The sequence below is a fragment of the Pseudomonas sp. 22072 genome (assembly GCF_052046095.1).
Lineage (GTDB): Bacteria > Pseudomonadota > Gammaproteobacteria > Pseudomonadales > Pseudomonadaceae > Aquipseudomonas > Aquipseudomonas paracarnis.
Map to the genome: position 1 here is coordinate 105404 of NZ_JBQEQE010000018.1, position 23690 is coordinate 129093.

The 23690-nt window shown below is 61.6% G+C and carries 24 protein-coding genes; 9 read left to right on the top strand and 15 right to left on the bottom strand.

What is annotated here, in order from left to right:
- The first annotated feature begins 24 nt into the window (after window positions 1–24).
- Window positions 25–1185 (top strand): GGDEF domain-containing protein, encoded by a 1161-nt coding sequence (locus ACTJLA_RS18980; RefSeq protein WP_057977238.1) that lies wholly within the window; start codon window positions 25–27, stop codon window positions 1183–1185.
- On the opposite strand, the gene ACTJLA_RS18985 is transcribed toward ACTJLA_RS18980, so the two are convergent.
- From ACTJLA_RS18985 to ACTJLA_RS19010, 6 genes are all read right to left on the bottom strand, one after another.
- On the bottom strand, window positions 1164–3368 hold the full coding sequence (locus ACTJLA_RS18985; protein ID WP_054921412.1) for an ATP-binding protein: 2205 nt from the start codon (window positions 3366–3368) through the stop codon (window positions 1164–1166). The genes ACTJLA_RS18980 and ACTJLA_RS18985 overlap by 22 nt on opposite strands.
- A 172-nt stretch (window positions 3369–3540) precedes the next feature.
- A complete protein-coding gene (locus ACTJLA_RS18990; RefSeq protein ID WP_054921410.1) occupies window positions 3541–4392 on the bottom strand; it encodes a CAP domain-containing protein in 852 nt (283 codons plus the stop codon).
- A gap of 81 nt (window positions 4393–4473) precedes the next feature.
- Entirely contained in the window at window positions 4474–5799 is a 1326-nt protein-coding gene (locus ACTJLA_RS18995; protein ID WP_054898703.1) for an MFS transporter, read from the bottom strand.
- Window positions 5800–5854: 55 nt separating this feature from the next.
- Entirely contained in the window at window positions 5855–7048 is a 1194-nt protein-coding gene (gene lhgO, locus ACTJLA_RS19000; RefSeq protein WP_054898702.1) for an L-2-hydroxyglutarate oxidase, read from the bottom strand.
- A gap of 105 nt (window positions 7049–7153) precedes the next feature.
- Window positions 7154–7864: a FadR/GntR family transcriptional regulator gene (locus ACTJLA_RS19005; RefSeq protein WP_054898701.1), complete on the bottom strand. Its 711-nt coding sequence runs from the start codon at window positions 7862–7864 to the stop codon at window positions 7154–7156.
- A gap of 38 nt (window positions 7865–7902) precedes the next feature.
- On the bottom strand, window positions 7903–9135 hold the full coding sequence (locus ACTJLA_RS19010; protein WP_054921404.1) for an MFS transporter: 1233 nt from the start codon (window positions 9133–9135) through the stop codon (window positions 7903–7905).
- A 113-nt stretch (window positions 9136–9248) separates the two neighbouring features.
- On the opposite strand from ACTJLA_RS19010, the gene ACTJLA_RS19015 reads away from it, so the two are divergent.
- Both ACTJLA_RS19015 and ACTJLA_RS19020 read left to right on the top strand, forming a co-directional pair.
- Window positions 9249–10133, top strand: coding sequence for a LysR family transcriptional regulator (locus ACTJLA_RS19015; RefSeq protein WP_072447880.1), 885 nt, complete (start codon window positions 9249–9251; stop codon window positions 10131–10133).
- Window positions 10134–10189: 56 nt separating this feature from the next.
- Window positions 10190–10867 carry a GNAT family N-acetyltransferase gene (locus ACTJLA_RS19020; protein WP_440841867.1) on the top strand — a complete coding sequence of 226 codons (678 nt, stop codon included), beginning with the start codon at window positions 10190–10192 and terminating at the stop codon, window positions 10865–10867.
- On the opposite strand, the gene ACTJLA_RS19025 is transcribed toward ACTJLA_RS19020, so the two are convergent.
- On the bottom strand, window positions 10857–11459 hold the full coding sequence (locus ACTJLA_RS19025) for a TetR/AcrR family transcriptional regulator (RefSeq protein WP_054898697.1): 603 nt from the start codon (window positions 11457–11459) through the stop codon (window positions 10857–10859). The two genes, ACTJLA_RS19020 and ACTJLA_RS19025, sit on opposite strands and share 11 nt — an antisense overlap.
- 72 nt (window positions 11460–11531) lie before the next feature.
- On the opposite strand from ACTJLA_RS19025, the gene ACTJLA_RS19030 reads away from it, so the two are divergent.
- On the top strand, window positions 11532–12131 hold the full coding sequence (locus ACTJLA_RS19030) for an NAD(P)H-dependent oxidoreductase (RefSeq protein ID WP_440841868.1): 600 nt from the start codon (window positions 11532–11534) through the stop codon (window positions 12129–12131).
- A gap of 1 nt (window position 12132) precedes the next feature.
- Here ACTJLA_RS19030 and ACTJLA_RS19035 read toward each other — a convergent pair whose 3' ends face one another.
- The 3 genes from ACTJLA_RS19035 to ACTJLA_RS19045 all read right to left on the bottom strand — a co-directional run bounded on the left by ACTJLA_RS19035 (window position 12133) and on the right by ACTJLA_RS19045 (window position 14703).
- Window positions 12133–12522 carry a hypothetical protein gene (locus ACTJLA_RS19035; RefSeq protein WP_440841870.1) on the bottom strand — a complete coding sequence of 130 codons (390 nt, stop codon included), beginning with the start codon at window positions 12520–12522 and terminating at the stop codon, window positions 12133–12135.
- A gap of 133 nt (window positions 12523–12655) precedes the next feature.
- Window positions 12656–13912: a 3-phosphoshikimate 1-carboxyvinyltransferase gene (locus ACTJLA_RS19040; RefSeq protein WP_034127624.1), complete on the bottom strand. Its 1257-nt coding sequence runs from the start codon at window positions 13910–13912 to the stop codon at window positions 12656–12658.
- A 236-nt stretch (window positions 13913–14148) separates the two neighbouring features.
- Window positions 14149–14703 carry a UPF0149 family protein gene (locus ACTJLA_RS19045; protein ID WP_313043304.1) on the bottom strand — a complete coding sequence of 185 codons (555 nt, stop codon included), beginning with the start codon at window positions 14701–14703 and terminating at the stop codon, window positions 14149–14151.
- A gap of 184 nt (window positions 14704–14887) precedes the next feature.
- Here ACTJLA_RS19045 and ACTJLA_RS19050 point away from each other — a divergent pair, with 184 nt between their 5' ends.
- Window positions 14888–15700 (top strand): crotonase/enoyl-CoA hydratase family protein, encoded by an 813-nt coding sequence (locus tag ACTJLA_RS19050; RefSeq protein WP_034127622.1) that lies wholly within the window; start codon window positions 14888–14890, stop codon window positions 15698–15700.
- Window positions 15701–15705: 5 nt separating this feature from the next.
- Window positions 15706–16539, top strand: coding sequence for an NAD(+) diphosphatase (gene nudC, locus ACTJLA_RS19055; protein WP_034127621.1), 834 nt, complete (start codon window positions 15706–15708; stop codon window positions 16537–16539).
- Here the strand turns inward: nudC and ACTJLA_RS19060 are convergent.
- Both ACTJLA_RS19060 and ACTJLA_RS19065 read right to left on the bottom strand, forming a co-directional pair.
- A complete protein-coding gene (locus ACTJLA_RS19060) occupies window positions 16507–17286 on the bottom strand; it encodes a TSUP family transporter (RefSeq protein ID WP_003191011.1) in 780 nt (259 codons plus the stop codon). The two genes, nudC and ACTJLA_RS19060, sit on opposite strands and share 33 nt — an antisense overlap.
- 468 nt (window positions 17287–17754) lie before the next feature.
- Entirely contained in the window at window positions 17755–18693 is a 939-nt protein-coding gene (locus tag ACTJLA_RS19065) for a LysR substrate-binding domain-containing protein (protein ID WP_440841872.1), read from the bottom strand.
- Between the two features lie 114 nt (window positions 18694–18807).
- On the opposite strand from ACTJLA_RS19065, the gene ACTJLA_RS19070 reads away from it, so the two are divergent.
- The 3 genes from ACTJLA_RS19070 to ACTJLA_RS19080 are packed head-to-tail and all read left to right on the top strand — an operon-like array spanning window position 18808 to window position 21031.
- Window positions 18808–19707 (top strand): haloalkane dehalogenase, encoded by a 900-nt coding sequence (locus ACTJLA_RS19070; protein ID WP_054895948.1) that lies wholly within the window; start codon window positions 18808–18810, stop codon window positions 19705–19707.
- Between the two features lie 49 nt (window positions 19708–19756).
- Window positions 19757–20227, top strand: coding sequence for a nuclear transport factor 2 family protein (locus tag ACTJLA_RS19075; protein WP_054895947.1), 471 nt, complete (start codon window positions 19757–19759; stop codon window positions 20225–20227).
- Between the two features lie 39 nt (window positions 20228–20266).
- Complete coding sequence (locus ACTJLA_RS19080; protein WP_198791641.1) at window positions 20267–21031, top strand: nuclear transport factor 2 family protein; 765 nt, start codon at window positions 20267–20269, stop codon at window positions 21029–21031.
- Between the two features lie 4 nt (window positions 21032–21035).
- Here the strand turns inward: ACTJLA_RS19080 and pcsA are convergent, their stop codons facing one another.
- The 3 genes from pcsA to ACTJLA_RS19095 all read right to left on the bottom strand — a co-directional run bounded on the left by pcsA (window position 21036) and on the right by ACTJLA_RS19095 (window position 23595).
- Window positions 21036–21752, bottom strand: coding sequence for a phosphatidylcholine synthase (gene pcsA / locus ACTJLA_RS19085; protein ID WP_440841875.1), 717 nt, complete (start codon window positions 21750–21752; stop codon window positions 21036–21038).
- 148 nt (window positions 21753–21900) lie between these two features.
- On the bottom strand, window positions 21901–22821 hold the full coding sequence (locus ACTJLA_RS19090; protein ID WP_440841877.1) for a class I SAM-dependent methyltransferase: 921 nt from the start codon (window positions 22819–22821) through the stop codon (window positions 21901–21903).
- Between the two features lie 285 nt (window positions 22822–23106).
- Window positions 23107–23595, bottom strand: a complete 489-nt coding sequence (locus tag ACTJLA_RS19095; RefSeq protein WP_440841878.1) for a DUF1289 domain-containing protein — start codon at window positions 23593–23595, stop codon at window positions 23107–23109.
- Window positions 23596–23690 lie beyond the last annotated feature (95 nt).

Here is a 23690-nt window from a genome sequence, read left to right on the forward strand (position 1 = left end):
TCGGCTTGCTGGCAAGGTGCCACAATGGCGCCTTTGCCGTCGCCGGTCAAACAGGCCAACCCCATGCATAGCCTCGGGCAAGATCAGGGTCACTCCATCGAAGAGCAGGTGCGAACCGACCGTTTGCACCAGCTCTTTCGTCAATCATTCTCGGCGATCTTCGGCAGCTACCTGGGCGCCGTCATGCTCTGCTGGCTGTGCTGGGATCGATTCGATCAGCAGGTCATTCTGGTGTGGTTGGTACTGCTGGCGGGCTCGTCATTGGTGCGCCTGCATCTGTTTGTGCAATGGTTTCGCTGCCCTGACGCGGGGCGCACACCCGCACGTTGGGAGCGCCACTACTGGGTCACGCTGATGCTGTCGGCGGGTATCTGGGGCGGCGGGGCGCTGGCGGTGATGCCGGTCGATGACCGCTTGTCCCAGGTGCTGGTGATGCTGTTTACCGTGGGCATGTCGGTCAGCGCGGTGTCCTGTTATTCAGCCTATCGCTACATGACGCTGGGCTCGATGGCGCTGGTGTTGCTTCCCTGTACGGTATGGATGCTGTTTCAGCCTTCGCCGATGCAGGTTGGCGTGGCGCTGGCGGTGCTGGTGTTTGCTTCGTTTGTGGTCGGTGCGACGCGCAAGCTGTCCGATGCCCTGGAAAAAGCCTTCCGTCTGACGAGGCAAATGGAGCGCGCTCATCATATTTCCACCCGTGCCGCCCAGACCGATGAGTTAACCGGGCTGATGAACCGTCGGGCGTTCTACGAACAGGCCCAATTGCTGTATGCCCAGTGCCTTCGCGAGCAGCAGCCGCTGTGTGCATTGATGATGGACATGGACCACTTCAAAGCCATCAATGACACCTACGGCCACCAGGCCGGCGACCAGGTGTTGCGCCAGATTGGCGCGGTGATCAGTGCGTCCTTTCGCCAGACCGATATCTACGGTCGCCTGGGGGGCGAAGAGTTTGCGGTATTGCTGCCCAATACCTCGTTGGAGACCGCACGCAGCATCGCCGAGGAGTTGATCCAGACGATTCATGATTTGCCCGCCGACCCGGTACAAGGGGTGAGCGCAAGCCTGGGCGTAGCATCGACCTGCACTCAGCCTCTGGATTTGAACGCCTTGATGAACAGCGCCGACAAGGCCCTGTACCAGGCCAAGGCATCGGGTCGCAATCAGGTAGCGGTCGTCGACTGATCCTTGCACATCGCCTTTGCCAGCACCCGCGCAACTTGGTCGGCGGAGTAGGGCTTGGCGAGGAACTCAAAGCCTTCGTAGCCGCTGTCTGCCAGTTCCTCACTGTAGCCAGAGACGAGTACCACGGGCAGGTCGGGGCGGCGCTGGCGCAGCAACCTGGCCATGGCCACGCCGGTCATGCCGGGCATCACCACGTCGGAGAAAATCGCGTCGAACCCCTGGACGTCATTGCCAGCGAGGTTCAGCGCCTGTTCGGCATTGGTCGCCCAGGTGGTCTGGTAACCCAGGTCCTTGAGGATCTGGCTGGCGAAGCGTCCCACCTCTAAGTTGTCCTCAACGATCAGCACATGTTGATGAGCAGCCTCCTGCGGCGCTGGCAGATCTGCAGGGGTGTGTTGATCCGGCGCCGCTTCGCCTTCGACTTGCGGCAGATACAAGGTAAACACCGTGCCTTGGCCGAGGGTGCTGGCCACATCGATATTGCCGCCTGACTGCTTGGCAAAGCCGAATACCTGCGACAGGCCCAGGCCGGTGCCTTTGCCCACGGCCTTGGTGGTGAAGAACGGCTCGAAGATGCGCTCGAAGGTGTCGCTGGGAATCCCGCTGCCGGTGTCGGCCAGGGAAATGGTGATGTAGGGCATGCACGACTCGGCATCCCCACGAATACGTGGCAGCGTTTGCTCGCTGGCGACTTTGAGGGTCAGGGTACCCTGGCCGTCCATCGCATCGCGGGCGTTGAGGGCGATGTTGATCAGTGCGGTTTCGAACTGGCTGGGGTCGATGCGCGCATAGCAGGGCTGATCGGGCAATTTAACCTGCACATGAATGCGTGCACCGGTAACGCTCTCGAGCATCTCGCCGATATTTTGCACGCGCTGGCCGACATCGAACACCTGCGGGTTCAGTGGTTGGCGCCGGGCAAAGGCGAGCAGTTGGCTGGTGAGCTTGCTGGCCCGCTCGACGGTGTCGGACACCGCGCACATGTAGCGTTGCCGACGCTCCTCGGACAGGCCGGGCTGGCGCAGGAAGTCCACCGACGAGCGAATAATGGTCAGCAGGTTGTTGAAGTCATGGGCGACGCCGCCGGTCAGTTGGCCGATGGCCTCCAGCTTCTGTGACTGGCGCAGTGCGGCTTCGGCCTCGGCCAGCGCATGGGTACGCTCATTCACGCGCTGTTCCAGGCTGGCATTGAGCTCTGTATAGGCGGCCAGGCCCTCGCGCACGGCGGCATCGGCGCGTACGCGCTCGATATGCGCCCAGGAACGCTCGGTGACTTCGCCCACCAGCGCCATGTCATAGGATGACCAAAAGCGCGGCAGTTTGTCGTGCACGGCCATCAGCGCGGTGAGCCGCCCGTCTTTGATCAACGGCATGCAAATAGTGGCTGTCACCCCCAGTGCCTGGAAGCTCGCGGCGTCATGGGGCGGCAACTCGATCAGATTATTGCGTATCACCAGTGGCTCGCCGGCACGCAGGCAGTTGACCGCGCATTCCCCGAACGCCGCGAGGCTGTAATGCCCGATGATGCTCGGCGAGCCATGCGCCGACCAGTCGCCGCGAATGGTAAAGCCATCTTCATCCTCGTCCATGTCGGCGTAGGCACAGATGGATACCTGCAGATGTTCGGCCAGCAGGCGGGTCGTAGACGTCAGGATGGTTTCGGCGTCGGTGGCATTGACCACGCTGTTGCCGATGGCGTCCAGCACTGCCAGGCGACGGGCCAGGAATACCGTGGCGGTTGTTTCGGTCACCGTGTCGAGCAAACCGACCACCACGCCTTGGGCATTGCGAATCGGGCTGTAGCAAAAGGTGAAATAGGCTTGTTCCGGCGCTTCGTTGCGTTGGATCAACAGCGGGAAGTTTTCGATATAGGTGGCGTGCCCATCGAACGCGGCGTCGGCGATAGGGCTGATATCGTCCCACACCTCGTGCCAGATCTCGTTGAACGGGCGGCCCAAGGCGTCGGGTTTGCTACCCAGGATCGGCGTGAACGCGTCGTTGTAGAGAGTAATCAACTGAGGCCCCCAGACGATGGCCTGGGGGAAACTCGACGCGAAGCACAGCGCAACGGTTGTCTTCAACACATCGGGCCAGTGTTCAAGTGGCCCCAGGGGCGTATTGGCCCAATCGTGCTGACGAACCCGCTCTGCCATTTCGCTGCTGCCTTGCAGCCAATTCATCATGGGGTTCACACCTTGCTTGCTACGTATTGTTTAGCTTTGAAGAGTCAGGCCGACTAGCAACAGACCGGAATGACCGCATTCAGTTCAGCGCAATTATCTCCCTGATAGCACTTTGATTTCATTGTCTATTTGCACGCCGTCATTATTGGCCGGGTTGGGCCGGCGCTCAACCTTATTGCGTGCCGAATAAGCCCGTCCAATAGATGCCCGCGTCACTCTTGGGGTCCATGGCGTAGGCGGCACCCAATTCGCGAAATTGCGGGTTCATCAGGTTGGCGCAGTGGCCGGGGCTGGCGAGCCAACCGTCGACGACCTTGCGCGGCGTGTCGAGGCCGGCGGCGATGTTTTCACCAATATTCTTCGCGATATACCCCGCCAACTCGGCGCGGTCGCCGGGCGTACGGCCGTCGGGGTCCAGGTGGTCGAAGAAATTGCCGTTGGCCATGTTGCGGGTATGGCTGTTGGCAGCGCCGGCCAGGGTGTCGTTCCACGACAGGGGCGCCGTGGCGGTGAACGCCTGGGTGCCACACTGGCGCGGCTCGGCACGGGCGGTGTTGATCAGGTCGAGCAGTTTTCTGCCTTCGGTCTGCCAATCGCCCAGGCCGCTGGTCACCAACGGGCGAGCCAGCACGATGCGCCAGTCCTGGCCGCTGTTGCTGACCCCGATGTCGACAAATTGCGGATCGAGCACTACGCGGCAGAAGCTTTCGCGTACCGCTTTCATCGCAGCCTCGGCATCCTTGGGACCGGACAGGCTGATGGCCTGCACGTTCACCATCGGGTACGCAGCCCGCGCCAGCGACTGCTGCAAATCGCCGACATTGGAGGCCGGCAACACCAGCCGTGTATCGCTGGTCAGCGGCGGCAGCTCCTGGGAACCCTGGTCACCGCAGCGTTGCACCTGGCTGCGGTATTGGTTGATCTGTTGGACTAACTGACTTTCTTCATTCGCCATCGCGCTGGCGCAGAACACCGTAGTGGCGGCCAGCGTCGCAAGACCCATCATCAATGACAGAACGCGCATGGACGTTACCCTTGAGCTTGAAAGTGCCCATGATGCGCGATCCAGGTGCATCCATGCACCCGTTGGTCCGAACTTTTTTGCTCAGTTCTTGAATGCCGAGTGTTTCGCGCCCTGATCGCAAAGGGCAAACACCACCACCAACAAGGCAGAAATCGCAAGGATCACCACCACGCCATCGGTGGAGTGGGTGGCCGAGGCCGCTACCATAGATAGCGCGCCCAGCGGTGCCAGGCCACCGGCAATGGCGGTGCCGATTTCCCGCCCGGTGCCAAAACCCGAAGAGCGCGTTTGCGTCGGGAACTGCCGGCTCAGGAACGAGCCCTGGGGCGCAAACATCATCGGCGCGAGGATACCGGTGCCCACACCGATTGCGAGGTAAATCATCAGGCTTTCACCACTGTTGAGCAGGGCCAGGAACGGGTAGGCGAACAACAGCGAGCACAGCCCGCCGAGCATCAACACGGCCTTGCTGCTCCACTTGTCACACAGCCAGCCGAAGCAGGGCACGGCGACGATGGCTACCAGGCTGGCGATGGTCACCGACAGCGAGGTGACATGCACGTCCACGCCTTTGAATTGGGTCAGGTACGCCAGGGAGAAGGTCTTGAAGATGTAGCTCAGGGCGTTGTAGCCAATCGCGACAAAAAACACCACGGCGAGGCCCTTGAGGTCGTTCTTGAACAAGGCCTTGAGGGGCGATGGCTTGGCTCTGGCTTTTTCCTTGCTCAGCGCTTCGAACTGTGGGGTTTCCGGAATGCTGTTGCGCACCCACAGGCCGACGCCCACCAGCACGATGCTGCAGATAAACGGAATGCGCCAGCCGCCGGCCAACAGGAACTCGTTGCCGTTGATGGTCAGCAGGTAAATGGTCAGCGAGGACAGCAACAGGCCCAGGTTCAGGCCCAGTGCCGGCCAGGCGCCCTGGCTGCCACGCTTGCCTTGGGAGGCATGCTCGTAGGACGTGACCGCCGCCCCCGACAACTCGGCACCCGCGCCCAGGCCCTGGATGATGCGGATAAACACCAGCAGGATCGGGGCCCAGATGCCGATGGAGGCGTAGCTGGGGATCAAGCCGATCAAGGTGGTGCACACGCCCATCAGGCAGAAGGTCAGCACCAGCACTTGCTTGCGCCCGAACTTGTCGCCCAGGTAGCCAAACAGGATGCCGCCGAAGGGGCGGGCGATAAAGCCGATGGCAAAGGTCGAAAAGGCCATCAGCGTGGCAGTCTTCGGGTCGCTGTTATCGAAGAAGATCTTCGAAAACACAATCGCCGCCATGGTGGCGTACAGGTAAAAGTCGTACCACTCCAGCATCGAGCCGAAGATGGTGGCCGCGGCGACTTTGCGCAGGCGCTTGCGGGTTTGTTCGGGCGTTTCGGTACCGGGGATGGAGGCGGATGCCGACATGCTGGACTTCCTTCTGGTCTTTGTAGTTATTGTTGGGTGAGCGGGCGGTGCGGTGTTACTGGGGGTGGAACAGGCGGTCGGCGATCATCGCGCCGATGGGCATGGCCGAGGTGGCGGCCGGCGAGGGCGCATTGCACACATGCAGCATTCGTGAGGTTTGGGCGAACAGAAAGTCGTGCACCAGGCTGCCGTCGCGCATCACTGCCTGGGCACGGATACCGGCCTCGTAGGGCAGCAGGTCATCGAGGGTCAGGGACGGACAGTACTTGCGGCACTGCTCCAGGTAGCCGGACTTGAACAAGGAGTTCTTCATCTCGGTGGTGCCCGAACCGAGGTTTTGCCAGAGGGTTTTCCAGAAACCCGGGAAGCTGGCGTACTGCGCCACGTCGCGCCAGTTCACCGAAAACTTGCGGTAGTTCTCGCGGCCCAGGCCCAGCACGGCATTCGGGCCGACGGTGACGCTGCCGTCGATCATGCGGGTCAGGTGCACGCCGAGGAAGGGCAGCTCCGGGTCAGGGATCGGGTAGATCAGATGGTTGACGATGTTGTTCTTGGCGGCGGGCAGGCGGAAGTACTCGCCCCGAAACGGGATGATCTGATGGTCGATGCGGATGCCGGCCAGCCGGGCCAGGCGGTCCGACTGCAAGCCGGCGCACACCACCAGGTGGCGGGCCTGCCAGGTCTCGCCCTCGGTGTTGACGGTGACCGTATCGGTGTTTTCGTGGATGGCAGTGACGGTGCGTTCCAGGCAGATCTGCCCACCGTTGCGACGAATCACCTGGGCCATGGTCTCGCACACCTGGCGGTAATCCACAATCCCGGTGGCATCGAGAAACAAGCCGCCGAGGCCGACGATGTTCGGTTCACGCTGGCGCAGTTGTTCGGCATTCAAACGCTCCACCTGCATGCCATTGAGCTGGGCACGGGCGTACAGCGCTTCCATGCGTTGCATTTCCAGCGGGCTTGAGGCCACCAGCAGCTTGCCGCACACCTCGAATTTGATCCCGTGTTCGCGGCAGAACTGCTTGGTGGCTTCGGCGCCGCGCTTGCACAAATCGGCCTTGAGGCTGCCGGGTGCGTAGTAGATGCCGGCATGGATCACGCCGCTGTTGTGGCCGGTCTGGTGCCTGGCCAGTACCGACTCTTTTTCCAGGATCACCAGCGACGCGCCGGGTTGGCGCTTGAGCAGCTCCATGGCGGTGGCCAGGCCGACAATGCCGCCGCCGATAATGCAAAAGTCATGAATCATTGCTGGGTACCTAGGCTGTACATTTCAGTCTGCTTATCAGGTTGTCAGACTAATGTTTTTGTTAAAAAAATGGCGTGTCCACGGACACGCTGCAAACAAGGTGGATCAATTCGTGGTGGGTAATTCCAGTTGCAGGCGTCGCGCCGCGGCACGCAGGTGCGCCTCGGCACTGGCAGCGGCGCGCTGGGCGTCGCCGTCGGCAATGGCCTGGTAGAGCTGTTGATGTTCCAGGGTCGCGTCGGCCGAACCGGTGGCAAAGCGCGAGGCCGAGTTTTCCCACGCGGTTTTACGCGCACTGGCCAACTGGCTCCTGAGGAAGTCATGGAAGGCCACGAAGTAGTCATTCTTGCTGGCGTCGGCAATGGCACGGTGGAATTCCACATCGGCCAGGGCTGCGGCTTCAAAGTCGTCGCGGTTGTCCTGCATGGCCTGCAACGCGCTTTTCATGCGCTGCAGGTCGGCGGTGTCGCGGCGCTGGGCGGCAATCGAAGCGGCCTGGGTTTCGATCCACAAGCGCACTTCGAACATTTGCGCCAGGTCAGGTCGCCGACCATTGGGCTGTGGAAACCGAAACACCGTGCCTGCAGGGGTCTGCGAAATAAACGAGCCCAGGCCACGGCGGGCGGTGAGCACACCGTCGGCCTTGAGCTGGGCAATGGCTTCACGCACCACGGAGCGGCTGACGTTGAGTTGTTCGGCCAGTTGCTGTTCGGTCGGCAGGCGCGACTCCGGGGCCAGTTGGCCGGATTCGATTTCTGCGCGAATGGCGCTGACAACCCGTACGACAAGCGAATCGGGGCGCTGGAGCTCAAGCATGGGAAAACCTTGGTGATCAGGTTGTCAGACAATAGTCGTTACGATTTTAGCTTGTCAACGTTTGTCTGCTTCGCGCTGGCCAGGGAATGTGCGCGTCTCCAGGCGATCAGCACAGCCAGTAACAGCAAACCTACCGCCATGGCGAAGGTGGCGTGCAAGCCGACTTCCACCGCCTGGGGCGCGGCATGGCTGACATCCGGGGTGGCGCGGGCGAACACCGCGCCGAGGGCTGAGGCGCCGAAAATCAGGCCCAGGTTGCGCGACAGATTCAGCAGGCCGGACACTGTGCCTCGGCGTGTCGCCTGTATATCGCTCATTACCGCCGTGTTGTTGGCCGCCTGGAACAGGCTGTAGCCGGCTGTCAACACGATCAGCGCCGCGAGATAAACACCAAGCCCGGACGCCTGCGACAGCAACAGGGCCCCGCACAGCATCACGCTCAATCCCACGAAGGTCAGGCGTTGGCTGCCGAGGCGATCGGTCAGGTAACCCGCCGGTACACCGGTAACCGCCGCGACCGTTGGCCCGACGGCCATGGCCAAGCCCATCCAGGCGGGATCGAGGCCCAGGCCACGGGACAGGTAGAACGGGCCCACCACAAACGTGGCCATGATCACCGCCGACACCAGAACACTCATGACCAGGCCGGCGCGCAACGGCGCATCGCGCAGGGGCGCCCAGAGTGTATCGCCTGGCGAAGCTTCGCGGGCGTTAGCATCCGCCGGCAAATAACGGTAGGCGAGGGCGGCAGCCACACCCGCCAAGGGCAGGCCGATCAGAAACAGCGCGCGCCAGCTCCACAGGCTGAGCAATACTCCGCCGACACTCGGCCCCATGGCCGTGCCGAGTGCCGACATAGTGCCGAGCAGGCCCATGACTCGGCCGGTATTCGCTTTCGTGACGGTGTCACCGACCATGCCCAGGGTCATCGCCATCATGATCGCCGCGCCCAGGCCCTGGAATGCCCGTGCGCCGATCAGCCAGGACAGGGTTGGCGCGGCGGCACACCCGGCGCAGGCCAGGGCAAACACCAGCAACCCGGCCAGCAGCAAGCGCCGGCGCCCCAGACGGTCGCCCAGGCGCCCGGCGCTGACAATCACGGCGGTGATGGCCAGCAGGTAGGCGAGCACCACCCACTGCACGGCCTGAAACGATGCCCCGAAGGCGTGCGCCAGGCTGGGCAGGCCGACATTCGCGATGCTGGTGCCCAGGGCGGCCAGCAACATGGACAGCGACAAGGCCACCAGGCCGCCGCGTGTGGAGGTTTGCATGCGTGTTTCCTTGAGTGAATGCACCTGTCGCAAATCTACGGCGTCGCCTAAGATGGCGGAAGACGCAGGGGTTGCAGGTTATAGCTGCGTCCAACGCCTGATAAGGAGTCCCCATGCCCGACCTCAATTTACTCATCACCCTGGACGTGTTGCTTGCCGAAGGCAGCGTCGCTCGCGCGGCCCAGCGCCTGCGCCTGAGCCCTTCGGCCATGAGCCGGGCCCTGGCGCGTTTGCGTGCAGCCACTGGCGATCCGCTGCTGGTACGTGCCGGGCGCGGCCTGGTACCGACGCCCCGGGCGTTGCGATTGCGTGAACAGGTCAGCCAATTGGTGCAGGACGCCCATGCGGTATTGCGCCCGGCAAACACCCTGGACTTGGGTGAGGTGGTGCGCACCTTCACCCTGCGCACTAGCGAGGAGTTCGTCGAACGCTTCGGCCCCGCCTTGCTGGCGCGTATCGCCCAGGACGCCCCTGGGGTGCGATTGCGTTTCGTGCACAAGAGCGACAAGCACAGTACGTTGCTGCGCGACGGTGTCGTCGACCTGGAAACCGGTGTGGTCGATGCCGGCGCCAGCCCGGAGGTGCTGACCCAGGCGCTGTTCCGTGACCGCCTGGTGGGCGTGGTGCGCGAGGGCCATGCTCTGAGCCGCGGCCCTCTTAGCGCAGCGCGTTTCGCCCAGGGACAACATGTCTACGTGTCGCGGCGTGGGCAGGACCGTGGCCAGATCGACGAGGCCCTTGAGGCGCAAGGTCTGGTTCGGCAGGTCGGCATCGTGGTCGCCGGTTTCAACACGGCCATCGCCCTAGCGCGTGATACCGACCTGATCGCCAGCGTGCCTGAGCGCTATATCACCGTGCCGCCTCGAGGCTTGTACTGCTTTGAGCTGCCGGTGACATTGCCGCCATTTACCGTGGCGATGCTGTGGCACCCGCGGCAGGACGCCGACCTGGCCCATCGCTGGCTGCGCGCATGTTTGCGCGAGGTGTGCGGGCCATGATCGGCGCGCAACAGGTACAATCGCCGCTGCCTTGACGCGAAACCCCAGGAATTTGCATGTTCAGTCTTACCCGCTACACCACGCCGTGCCCCGAACCGGTCAACAGCCAGATCCTGCAGATGGTGGTGGACAACCTCACCGATATCAGCAGCGTAGCGCTGGCACCGAGCAATCTGCTCTACAGCATCTACCAGTACGCCATCGGGTTTGAGGTGCACCTGTACCTTGAGGCGTTGAATGGCGAAAAGGGCATCGCCGTCGAGTTGGTCGTGGCGATGGAAGACGAGACGGTGGTGGGTTTTTGCCTGTATCTGCCGGTGAAGGATGATCCGCACGCGTGTGGCATCGCGTTTATGGCGGTGCAGGCGGGCTTTCGTCGCCAGGGTGTGGCACGCAGCATGATGGACGAAGTGTTGGCGCGTTATCCCCACGCCGAACTGGCCTGTGCGGTAGAGAAGGTTGCGTTGTTCGAAGCCATGGGTTTCCAGGTACGCGGTGCGCGTGGCACCCAGGTCGTGATGAACACCCGCAACTACGGCACCGATGGGCTGATGGGCGTGTTGGATGTGGCTTCAATCTACAGCTCGCTGGAAGTGCGGCAGATCCACACCTACCTGCTGCAAAAACACGGCAAGCGCGCCATGGTCGACGCAGAGAAACAGCGTGATCGGCACCTGGACCAGTTGACGCGCAAGGCGCAACTGTTCGTCCAGGGCCGTCTGCCTACGGCCTGACGCGCATGACCATCGCGAGGATAGTCTCCAGCAGTTCCTGCTGAGCTTCCTCGCGGCTGATCTCGCCATTGGCCGCCGCATGGGACAGGGCTTCCGCTGCGCCGAGCATGGCGCGCAACCCGGCCTGGGAAATACTGCCGCCGTGGGTGAAGGGCGACAGCGCGTCTCGGCATTTATCGAGAAAGATCGCCTCGTATTCGCGCTTGGACGCTTCCAACTCCGGCGAACCGCTCAAGGCGGCAATCACCCCGGGGATTTCCCGACCTTGCAACAACACACAATCGACATACGACGACGCGATAACCCACGCGCGGTCCTCAAGAGTCGCCTTGCTGGTGGCGATGGCATCGGCAAACACCTGGTCCTGGCGCGCGTCGAAGTCTGCATACAGCGCGGCCAGTAACCCTGCGCGTGTAGCGAAGTGGTCGTAAACCACTGGTTTGGTGACGCCCGCCAGCTCGGCGAGGCGGCCCAGGGTCAGGGCGTCGGTGCCTTCGTCACGCACCAATTGCCAGGCGACGTCGAGTAACTGGCGCAGGCGATCTTCACGGGACAAACGACGACGTGGGGCAGGGGATTCACTGCTTGACATGCTTATATACCAAAAGTAACTTATTCGATGTAACTTACTAAAAGTAGATTAATCCGAAATGGAGTTAGAGTCATGCACGCACTGATCGTAGTTGCTCATCACGACCCGCAATCTCTCACCCACAGTGTGGCCGCCGAGGTGGGCGCGGGCTTGACCGCCTCTGGCCACACCTTTGAAATAGCCGACCTTGCCGCTGAAGGGTTCGATCCACGCTACACCGTCGCCGACCATCGGGTGCACCGTACTCGGGCGACGCCGCCAGCCGACGTGGTGGCCGAACAGGCCCGCATAGATCGCGCCGACGCGCTGGTGCTGGCGTTCCCCATCTACTGGTGGTCGATGCCGGCGTTGCTCAAGGGTTGGGTCGACCGCGTATTCGTCAATGGCTGGGCGATTGATTACGGCCCCGATACACCGGTGCAGAAGAAACTCAGGCATTTGCACGTACATGTGCTGGCCCTGGGGGCGGCTGACGAAAGCGCCTTCGATCGACACGGTTATGCCAAGGCCATGAATACCCAGATCGACTACGGCATCTTTGATTATTGCGGGGCGCGGGTAGTCACTTCCGAGTTGTTGTTGGACTCGGAAAGTGGCACGGCCCAGGCGCATTTGCACAAGGCCCGGACCGTGGGGCAGGGGTTGTTTGAGCGTGAGGCCATCGCGGGATAATTCAAGCGTCGCGAAACAGGTCGTAGGCGTCGAGCAAGCGGTAGGCAATCTCTGGGTTTTTCTCCAGGCCACGGCGAATGGAGGCGGGGATCGACTGGCGGGTCTTGCGGCACATGCCCGGCAGTTCGTGGATGACGATCTGGATCCCGCGCATGCTCTTGACCTCGGTATGCCCGGGCGTGATGTGTACGCGGATGCCGAGTTGGTCGTACATCCGCTGTTGCAGGTGTTCGAGGTCTTGCAGGCTCTTGAGATTTTCCAGGCGCTCCAGCAGGATTTTTTCCTGCTGTCGCGTCAGTTGCAGAATGCGCAGATCAGCGCCGGGAGCTTCCAGCAGTTGTTCACGGTTGCAGACACAGGCGCCGGGTGGGCAGGGTTGGCGAAGGGTCATTGACGCTCCCGGCAAGGTTCAGTTGTAGGAGCGAGCTTGCTCGCGAAAAACTCACAGGCGCCGCATTCATTCAGCAAACACGCGTTTTGGTTAACGTTTTTCGCGAGCAAGCTCGCTCCTACAGGTTTGTGTGTCAGTAGCTCAAGTGGACGCCCAGGCTGGCCAGCGCTTTCCAGTAGTCAGGGTAGGTCTTGGCTACGCAATCAGGGTCTTGGATGCGAATGCCCGAGACTTTCAGCCCGGCCAGGGCAAAGCACATGGCGATGCGATGGTCGGCGTGGGTGTCGATCAGTGCGGTGCAGGCGGTGCCAGCCAAAGCGGGGTCGCTGGCAACCAGCAAGTCATCACCCTCGATGGTCGCCAGGCCCGGGCGAATTTCGTTGAGGCCATCGTGCAGCGCCTGCACGCGGTCACATTCCTTGACGCGCAGGTTCGCCAGTTCAGTAAAGCGCACCGGGGTATTGTTGAATGCGGCGAGCACCGCCAGGGTCGGGATCGCATCCTGCATTTGTGAACCCACCACCGTGGCCTGCATGTTCGGGAATTGCGCGATCACGGCCTGTGCCTTGGCGTCGGGCTGGGTGAAGTCCTGCGCGGCTACACCAATATCGATACGGCCACCGGTCAGTACTTCTGCGGCCCACAGGTAAGTGGCGGCGGAAGCGTCGGGTTCGATCAGGTAATCATGGGCGGTATAGCCGGTGGGGGCCACGCGCCAGGTGGTGTCGTCCACGATGTCTACCTGGGCCCCGAACGCACGCATGCAATCGAGGGTCAGGTCCACATAGCCACGGGCGCCGATGTCCTTGCCGGTCAGCGCCACTTCAATCGGCGCTTCGCCGCACGCCGCCAGCATCAGCAGGGCCGATACGTACTGGCTGGACAAGCCTCCGTCAATCTCAAAACGCCTGGCCTGGACCTTGCCCGCGCCATGCACCGTTACCGGTGGGCAACCGGTGGGGCTGTCGACCTGGATGCCGTTCTGGCCCAGGGTGGCCAGCAGCGGGCCGATCGGGCGTTTTTGCATGTACTCGTCACCGTCCAGTACCACGGTGCCTTGCACGGTGGCGACGGCAGCCGTGAGAAAGCGCATGGCGGTGCCGGCGTTGCCGAGGAACAACGGCTGGGCCGGCAATTGCAGCGAGCCTTGGCTGGTGACGACAAAGGTGGTGTCGTCCGGCTCGTCGATGGTGACGCCCATCTGCCGCAGGGCTACCGACATATGGCGCGTGTCATCGCTTTTGAGCGCACCGCTCAAACGGCTGGTGCCCTTGGCCAGTGCCGCGAGCAACAGCGCACGGTTGGTAATGGATTTGGAGCCGGGGGGCGCGACCTTGCCAGTGAGGGGGAAGTTGGGCGGTGTAACGGTCACGGTTTTCTGCGAACTCAAGGTACAAGGCTCCTGGTCAAGGCGAGGTGGCGTGGAGTGGCCGACGTGCGGACCCGAATCATCAGGCAAACACGCCATGCTTGTCGAGTGAGTGGGTGATCTGCGTATTTTATTGGCATGCGCTGCGGCCCGAATGTAGGAGCGAGCTTGCTCGCGAAAAACGTCAACGATAAGCGTGCTTCCTGAATGAACGCGGCGCCTGTAAGTTTTTCGCGAGCTAGCTCGCTCCTACTGCCTTAGCGCTGGCTCAACCAGTAGTCATGCAGCGCCCGTGCAGCCGGTTCGATTTCGCTGACCTGCAGTTGATGGGCGTTTACATCCAGGTCTGCCGGCAGTTCGAAATTGTCCTGTTCGGCGCAGCAGGAAATCCGCTCCAGTTGCCCGGCTTGTACAGCGGGCAATGGCGGCCAGTTGGCGATTGTCACGCCGCGCACATAACCAAAGCACCATTCCTCGGCAAGGGTCACCGCCTGGTCTTGATGTTCGGTTTCATCGAAACGGGCTTTGAATGCCTGGGAGTCAGTGGCCAATTGTGCGGCCAGGGTATTCATATGGCGTACACACAGCTCGAGAAAAGCCTGGGCCTCGTCCATGTTGTCCCATTCAGGGTTTTGCCCACCCCAGATTGCCGGGAACCACTCGGCCACATCCACCTTGGCCGGGCTGGAAACCAGGGCGGTGAAATAACCGTCGAGTTCGGCCATGTTCAGCACCGAGTGGTCTTCGCCGTATTTGAGCAAGGTGGCGTCAATGAATTCGAAATCGGCGGGAGCGAGGGGTTGGGCGTGCATGGCATTTCCTTAAAACGTCGAGCGCCGCGCACAGCGCGGCTTAAAGCGCAAAGGATGGCCTGTGCATCGGGTTTTATCCAGCGTCTTTTCCCTCACCGTGGTCAGTCCCGTTTTTGGCCGATGCGCCGTGGCGCACCCTTGATATAGTCTGGCCTTTCTCAATCGCCAGTCAGGGATCACTGCCATGTCCGAATACCAAGCCTTCGTTGTCGAACTCAGCGGCAACGTTGCCCATGTGCAGATCAATCGCCCGGAAAAGATCAACGCCATGAACGCGGCGTTCTGGACCGAAATCATCGACATCTTCCAATGGGTCGACGAGACCGACGCCGTGCGTGCCGTGGTGCTCAGCGGCGCGGGCAAGCATTTTTCCTCGGGCATCGACCTGATGATGCTGGCCTCGATCGCCAATGATTTTGGCAAGGACGTGGGTCGCAATGCGCGCCTGCTGCGCCGCAAGATTCTCGAGCTGCAAGCTTCGTTCAACGCCGTGGACACTTGCCGCAAGCCCGTGCTGGCGGCGATCCAGGGCTACTGCATTGGCGGCGCCATCGACCTGATCAGCGCGTGCGACATGCGCTATGCAGCCGAGGACGCGCAATTCTCGATCAAGGAAATCGACATCGGCATGGCCGCCGACGTCGGCACCTTGCAACGCCTGCCGCGCATTATTGGCGACGGGATGCTGCGTGAACTGGCCTACACCGGCCGTCAGTTCGGCGCTGAAGAAGCGCGCAGCATCGGCCTGGTCAATCGCGTGTTTGCCGATCATGAAAGCCTGCTGGCGGGTGTCATGGACCTAGCCCATCAAATCGCCGCCAAGTCGCCGATTGCCGTGACCGGCACCAAGGCCATGATCAGCTACATGCGTGACCACACAGTCAATGACGGCCTGGAATACGTTGCCACCTGGAACTCGGCTATGTTGCAATCCAACGACCTGCGCGTGGCCATTGCGGCCCATATGAGTAAGCAGAAACCCGAATTCGTGGATTGACTGACATGACCCCAGGCTGGATTACCACAACGCTGCTGGACAACGACGCCCCCGGCGGCTGGGCCGTCGCCCGCAGCCGCGAAGGCTTCTTACACGACACCAACGGCCCGCTGTTCCCGCGCGAATGGCTCAAGCGCCAGGACCTGCCGGTGTTTGCCGAACACGGCATCGGCCACCTCGACGGCGAGCCGGTGTACCTGTTGGAACTCGACTCGCCGGCTGATGTGCCAGGGTGCAGTTGGCAGGGCTTGCGCGGCTTTATGCTGCAAGGTGATCACACCCTGTACAAGGTGCTGGGCTACGCCGCGCAGATCGGTACCTGGGCGCGGGAACACCGTTTTTGTGGCAGTTGTGGCCAGGCGATGGTACAGGTGCCGAGGGAGCGGGCGATGTATTGCCAGGCCTGCGACCTGCGCAGCTACCCACGGATCTCACCGAGCATGATCGTGCTGGTGACCCGTGGCGATGACATCCTGCTGGCGCGTTCGCCGCGTTTCGTCACCGGGGTCTACAGCACCCTGGCCGGTTTTGCCGAGCCGGGTGAGTCCGCCGAAGACTGCCTGATCCGTGAAGTGCGTGAAGAGGTGCAGCTGGAGGTCAAGAACATCCAGTACATGGGCAGCCAATGCTGGCCGTTCCCTCACTCGATGATGCTGGGCTTTCACGCCGAATACGCCGGTGGCGATATTGTGCCCCAGGCCGACGAGATCGAGGACGCGCAGTGGTTCAATATCCACGAGCTGCCGCCGTTGCCGGCGTCACGCTCGATTGCGCGTTACCTCATCGACCTCTACGTGGCCCGCCGTTTAGGCCACGCTGAACCAGTGCTGCCAGGCTAGACGCACGGTCAGGCCCAGGACCACGGTGATAAACACCGGGCGAATGAATTTGGCGCCGCCGCTGATCGCGCTGCGTGCGCCAAAGAACGCGCCACACATCACCGATACCCCCATCGCCAGGCCGACAATCCAGTCCACCGAACCATTGATGATAAACACCGTCAGCGCCGCCGCGTTGCTGACGAAGTTCATGCTGCGCGCCACGCCGCTGGCCTTCACCAGGTCGATGGGGTGCAGCAGCATCGTGCTGACCGTCCAGAACGCCCCCGTGCCGGGCCCCGCCACGCCGTCGTAGAAACCCAGGCCAAAGCCCTGGGTGGCTTGCCATTTCTTTTTGATCGGTGCCTCCGCGTCCAGTGGCGCCTTGGGCGTGCCACCGAACAGCAGGTACACACCGCAGGCGAAGACGATCACCGGGAGCATTTTGTTCAGGGTTTCGGCAGGCAAGTAATGCGCGACGACCGCGCCGGTCAGTGCGCCGATCAAGGTACCGACGATGGCGTGCACCCATTGGCGTGGGTGGAACAGCTTGCGCCGGTAGAAGGTAAAACTGGCGGTGGCCGAGCCGAAGGTGGAGCTGAGCTTGTTGGTGCCCAGCACCAGGTGCGGCGGCATACCAGCGGTGAGCAGGGCGGGCGTGGTCAACAAACCGCCACCGCCGGCGATGGCGTCGATAAAACCGGCGATAAAGGCGACAACGGCCAGGATGGCCAGGGTGGTGAGGTCAACGCTGAGTTCGAAGGGCATGGGCAGGGCTTATTGTTGGAGGGCCGCAGAAAGGCTGCATCTTACTGCGATGTGGCGGGTCTATGCGATGCAAATGTGGGAGCGGGCTTGCCCGCGATAGCGGAGTGTCAGTCACTGAGTCCGTAACAGAACCACCGCTATCGCAGGCAAGCCAGCTCCCACATTGGCCATGTATGGCCCACAAAAATCAGCGCCTGGCCCAGTCCCCCTGTGGGAGCGGGCTTGCTCGCGATAGCGGAGTGTCAGTCACTGAATCCGTAACAGAACCACCGCTATCGCAGGCAAGCCAGCTCCCACATTGGCCATGTATGGCCCACAAAAATCAGCGCCTGGCCCAGTCCCCCTGTGGGAGCGGGCTTGCTCGCGACAGCGGAGTGTCAGTCACTGAGTCCGTAACAGAACCACCGCTATCGCAGGCAAGCCCCACAAGGTATTTGGTACTTAACAAGTATTGTGTAGGCACCAGCCTCACCGAACCGAGTTCTGCATCACAATCTGTGGCAGATGCTCGGACAGAAAGTCAATCAGCGCCCTGACCGAAGGCAGCATGCCGCGCCGCGCCGAATACGCGAGGTGCAGTGTCAGCTCGGGGGCACTCCATTCTGGCAGCACCACCACCAGTTGCTGTCGAGCCAGGGCGGGCAGGCACGCAACATCCGGCATCATCGCGATGCCCAACCCCTGGATGGCCGCATTCAGGATCGTTTCATGCTCCCTGCACATCAAGGTCGGCCGCAGCTTGGCGGTGGTGCGCGCACCATCAGGGCCAACCAGTAGCCATTGCGGCTGTGGCTCATCTGCCGCTTCGTAGTAGAGCGTTGGCCGTTGTGCCAGCTCGTCCGGATGAGACAGCGGCCCTGTGCGCTTGAGGTAGTCCGCGCTGGCAACCAGGATGCGCCGGCTGATCCCCAGCGGTTTGGCCACCAGGTCGGGGTCCATATCCTCCGGCTGACGCAGCCGCACGGCAATGTCCACCGATTCCGCCTGCAGGTCCACCGTGCGATCAGTGGCAAGCACCTGCACGCGCACCTGGGGGTAACGGGCCATGAACGGCGGCAGGTAAGGGGCCAGGAATATCTGGGTCGCCAGCACCGGGCAACTGATGCGCACCAGCCCGCGCGGCGCGGCGCTGGCCATGTCGATGACTTCCTGAGCCGCCAGCGCTTCAGTGATCGAGGCGCGGCAATGGATGAAAAATCGCTCACCGAGGTCAGTCAGAGACACATGGCGTGTGGTTCGATGAAACAGGCGGGCGCCCAGGCGTTGTTCGAGCGCCGCAACGCGTGCGCTGAGCCGCGACTTGGGGATGCCTAGCACTCGGCCCGCCGCCGAGAACCCGCCGTGCTCGGCGACCATGGAGAAATAGTAGAGATCGTTGAGGTCCTCCAGCACAGCCTGGGTGGTCATTCTATTGTCCGATTTCAGGTAACAGATGGTTCAAAAATAGCATCTATTGGGATGATTGTCGTTTGGTTAGGCTGATGACTCACCGAATCAACTGGCACTCAAGGAGCCGCCGACATGCCTCTGCTTACCGCCGACAATCTTGCGCAATATGGCGACCCGCATCCACGCCAGCGAGTTGCCGTCCTCGACACCGACATGAGCTACGTGGACGTCGGCGCAGGCGAGCCCATCGTCTTCCTGCACGGCAACCCCACGTGGTCCTATCTGTGGCGCAATATCATTCCTCACGCGCTGCCGCACGGCAGATGCCTGGCGCCGGACCTAGTGGGTATGGGGCTCTCGGGCAAGTCGCCGACTCGCGCCTATCGCTTCGAGGATCATGCCCGCTATCTCGAGGCCTGGTTCGAGGCCATGGGGTTGACCAACGTTGTGTTGGTTACCGATGACTGGGGCACTGCGCTGGGGGCGCATTGGGCCAACCGCAACCGGGATCGTGTACAGGCGCTGGTGTATATGGAAGGTGTGGTGTTTCCGGGAAGCTGGGACGATTACGCTGGCGCAGGCAAGGACCTCTTCAAAGCCCTGCGCTCGGAACCAGGCGAGCAGATGATCCTTGAGGAGAACCTCTTCATCGAGGGGATTCTGCCTCGCACCACGTTGCGCACTCTGGGCGTCGAGGAAATGGACGCCTACCGCGCACCCTTCGCCACCCGGGAAAACCGCTGGCCGACCCTCGCCTGGCCCCGCGAACTGCCTATCGAGGGTGAACCGGCCAATGTCGTCAAGATCATCGAGGCGTCTGGCGCATGGTTGGCGACCGAGGCACTGCCCAAGCTGCTGATCGTCGGGGAGCCAGGCGCGGTGCTCACCGGGCGTGCGCTGGCCTATGCCCGCACCTGGGCCAATCAACGCGAGGTCAGCGTGCCGGGCATTCATAGCCTGCAGGAAGACTCTCCGGCCGAGATCGGCCTGGCGCTGTCGCTGTTCCTGCGAGAACTGCGCCCCATTACCTGAAGCCATCCCATTCACACCCGTGCATGACCTGACCCCCTGGAGATAGACCATGAAACACACCTACAAAGGCCCCGACGATGCCTTGGAAGTGGCGCGCTTTGTCTGCAATGCAGTCAACGGCTGGACCGAAAACCCGACACGGATGATTCCCTATTTCACCCCGGACGGCGGTTGGGAATTTCCGTTCGCGCCCACCGAGTTTGGCCTGTTCTTCAAAGAGGTCCGTGGAAGTGAAGCCATGAAACGCTACTTCAGCTCACTCGTGCCTTATATGGAAAACCTCGATATCGGACCGGTAGAGAATTGGGCCATTCATACGCTGAAGACCCCGCATACCTACGTGTATGAATACACCGGCACAGCCACCATCAAGGGCTCGGGCAAGCTCTACGAGCAGAACTACATTTCGATCGTGACGCTGGAAGGCGGCAAGATCAAAACCTATCGCGAGCATTGGAACCCGTACGTTGCGCTGCTCGATTTTGGCCTGGCGCGTCCCGTTGACGGTGACGCGAGGTAGCGACAGCGGCAATTGCTGATTGCAAAGACGAGGTGGTACATGAACGCAAAAGATGTGGTAACCACGATGTGGACCGAACTGATGACCGCCAAGGACCCGGCCGTGATCCAGAAGTGGGTAGCCCCCACCTACAAACAGCACAGCCCCTATGTGCAAACCGGCCGAGAAGGTCTTGAGCAGTTAGTGGCAAGCCTGCGAGACGACTACAGCTACGAGCTGGTGCGGATCTTCAGCGACGGCGATCTGGTGGTGTTGCACGGCATTCATCGCAACTGGCTCAACGGCGTATTCACCGGCGGCGAAGCCGTTGTCGGCATCGACATGTTCCGCGTTGCGGATGATCAGATCCAAGAGCATTGGGATGCGTCGGTGCCCGTCATGCGCATTTCGGCATCGGGCCGCACCCAGTTCGACGGGCCGGCGACAGTCGAACATGCGGACAGGACCGCGCACAGCAAAAACACTGCAACCGCCTTCATCCAGACGGTGCTGGTCGACAGGCAGCATCGGCGCCTGCCTGAGTTCCTCAGCAAGCATGGATTGGCGCAGCACATTACGGAGATTGCCGATGGCGCCGCTTGCCTGGCGCAAGCGCTGGCGGTGAGCGACAAGGAGTATGTCGCGATCAGGAAAGTGGTGGCTGAAGGTGAGTTTGCGGCGGTCCAGTCAGAGGGACGGATCAATGGTCAAACCCATACCTTCTGGGACCTGTTCAGGATCGATGCGCATGCAAAGATCGCTGAACAGTGGCAGGTAGCCGCGGTGTTCCCCGATGTCGTACCCCACGACAACGGCCCATTCTAGAGCGTTATTTGTGCGCGCCCAGCCATTCCACGGCCGTGCGCCAGATGCAGATACCCAGGAAGTACGCCGACATCAGCGACCATAAGCCAAATGTCCAAGGGTTGGTGTTCGGGTAATCCACCACCATCAGGAAGCTGCACAGCAGCCAGAGGGTGGTCACCGCGATGTTGATCGGCATGAAGCGCTTGACCCGGAACGGGTGCAGGAACTTCATCGGCGTGACGGTCAACAGCGCCAGGCCGATCACGGTCAGCAAGGTGACCCACGCATCCGGCTGGATGATATAGACGCACAGGGCAACGACGTTCCAGGCGGCAGGGAAGCCGACGAAGTAGTTGTCCTTGCTCTTCATGTTCACGTTGCAAAAGCAGAACAGCGACGACACCAGGATCACCGACACCGCAAACAGGTGGGTGAAATCGGGCAGGTCGATGTAGCGGTAGATAAACAGGGCAGGAATGAACACGTAGGTGAGGTAGTCGATCACCAGGTCCAGCACCGAGCCGTCAAAGCTGGGCAGCACCGTGCTGACATTCACCCGTCGCGCCAGCGAGCCGTCGACGCCATCCACCACCAGTGCCAGGCCCAGCCACAGCAGGCACGCCTTGGGGGAGTTTTCCAGCAGCGCCAGGGTGGCCAAAAAGGCCAGTACCACACCGGTGGCGGTAAAGCCGTGGGCGCCCCAGGCTTTGAGTCTGGCTACATGCAGGGTCGATATCACGGGCGGTTCTCCAAAAGGTCAAACGGGGCAGCCGACAACGTAGCGCCGTCGAGTCTGGCCAGGGAATGCAGGTATCGACCGGGAAGGGGAGGATAAGGTTCACCGCCCGGCGTATCCGTTAGCGTAGCAAGCGTAGGATGTTTCGGCATCAACCCTGACGGAACACCAGGGCCTTCAGCCCACTCTGTGGGTCAATGTCAGGAAATTCCGGTGGGTTTTCCAGCCGCTGTACAAACCGCAGGCCCGGTGCTTCGCGGGTCACGCCGTCGATCAGGAAGTCTTCGCCGAAGGCCGGATCGTTCATGCATGCCAGCACGGTGCCGTGGGCACTGAGCAAGTCTGGCAGGCGGCGCAGCACGCGCTGGTAATCCTTGGTCAGCAGGAAACTGCCTTTCTGGAAGGAGGGCGGGTCGATGATCACCAGGTCGTAAGGGCCGTTGTTCGTCACCTTGGCCCAGGACTTGAACAAGTCGTGGCCCAGGAAACTCACTCGGCTCAGGTCGTGCCCATTCAGGCGATGGTTGTCGCGGCCACGGCTTAAGGCCCCACGGGCCATGTCCAGGTTCACCACATGGTCGGCGCCGCCTTCGATGGCGGCCACGGAAAAACCGCAGGTATAGGCAAACAAATTCAGCACACGCTGGCCCTGGGCTTGTTCGCGCACCCAGTTGCGCCCGTAACGCATGTCGAGAAACAGCCCGCTGTTCTGTTTTTTACCCAGGTCGATCAGGTAGCGCAGGCCGCCCTCGGTGATGGTCAGTTCGTCGATGGCGTTGCCCACCAGCCATTCGGTGGTGCTTTGCGGCAGGTAGCGGTGTTGCAGGGCCACGGTGTGCACGCCGAAACGGCTCCACTCGATCTGCAACAGCGTGTGCTTCAGGGCATCCAGGTGCTCGGTTTCTTTGAACAAAGCAACCAGCACCACCCCTTGCAGCCAGTCCACTGTCAGTTGTTCCAGACCTGGCCAGCAACGGCCACGGCCATGGAACAGGCGCCGGGTTTCCGCAGGCGCGTCAGCCAGGACAGTGAGCAAGTGGGCGTGCAGGGTAGCGAGTGCGTCTGGGTTCATCGTTAAGCGTCAGTCATCGGGCGGGCGGCATTTTAAACACAATTGGGAAGGAACGGGCTTGCCTGTGATGGCGGCCTGACAGCCGACCCATATATACCTGAAGCCCCGGCATCCAACTGTGGGAACTGGCTTGCCTGCGATGACGGCCTGATGGTCGACGCTTATCTACCTTGGATCGCGGAGCGTGAGATGGATCATCGTCGGCTGTCAGGGCCGTCACGGGAGCAAGCTCCCTCGCCACAGGTCCAGCGCTTTACCGCGTTCCCGCAGTGTTTGCGATTTGGGTCAGCGCGTGGCAATCAGCGCCGGCCCGAATGACTCTTTCAAGAAAGCCGGGGCGATATAGCGTTCGTAATGTGCCTCGGACAGCAAAAAGAACTCTCGATCTATCGCATCGCGCAACTCCGCCAGGTGGCGTTCACGAAACTCCGGTAACAGCGTCAAACCATAGGCATCCAGCCTGGAAATCACCCGTGCACCCCGTGCAATCAACTGGTATGCCCAGCAATACGGCGACTGGTGCGGCATAAAACGAATCTTGCGCGCTTCCAACTGCTGTCGCAGGCAGTGCGGGTCGAACACTTCCAGCTTGCTGGCCATTACCTGCACCAGCAGTTGTTCCAGACGCAGCCACACCGCCTGTTTTTCCTCGGCGTTATAGCCATTCCACTGGATCACCTCGTGGTGATAGCGCTTGCAGCCCCGACAGACCAGGTCACCGTAGACGGTGGAGCACAGGCCGACGCAAGGGGTTTTGATGGTTTGGTTGGGCATAAAGGCTTGCTTGCAAAGTCTATGGATCATCAATAGCCAATGTGGGAGCGGGCTTGCCCGCGATAGCTGTGTGTCAGTGGGTACATCCGTGACTG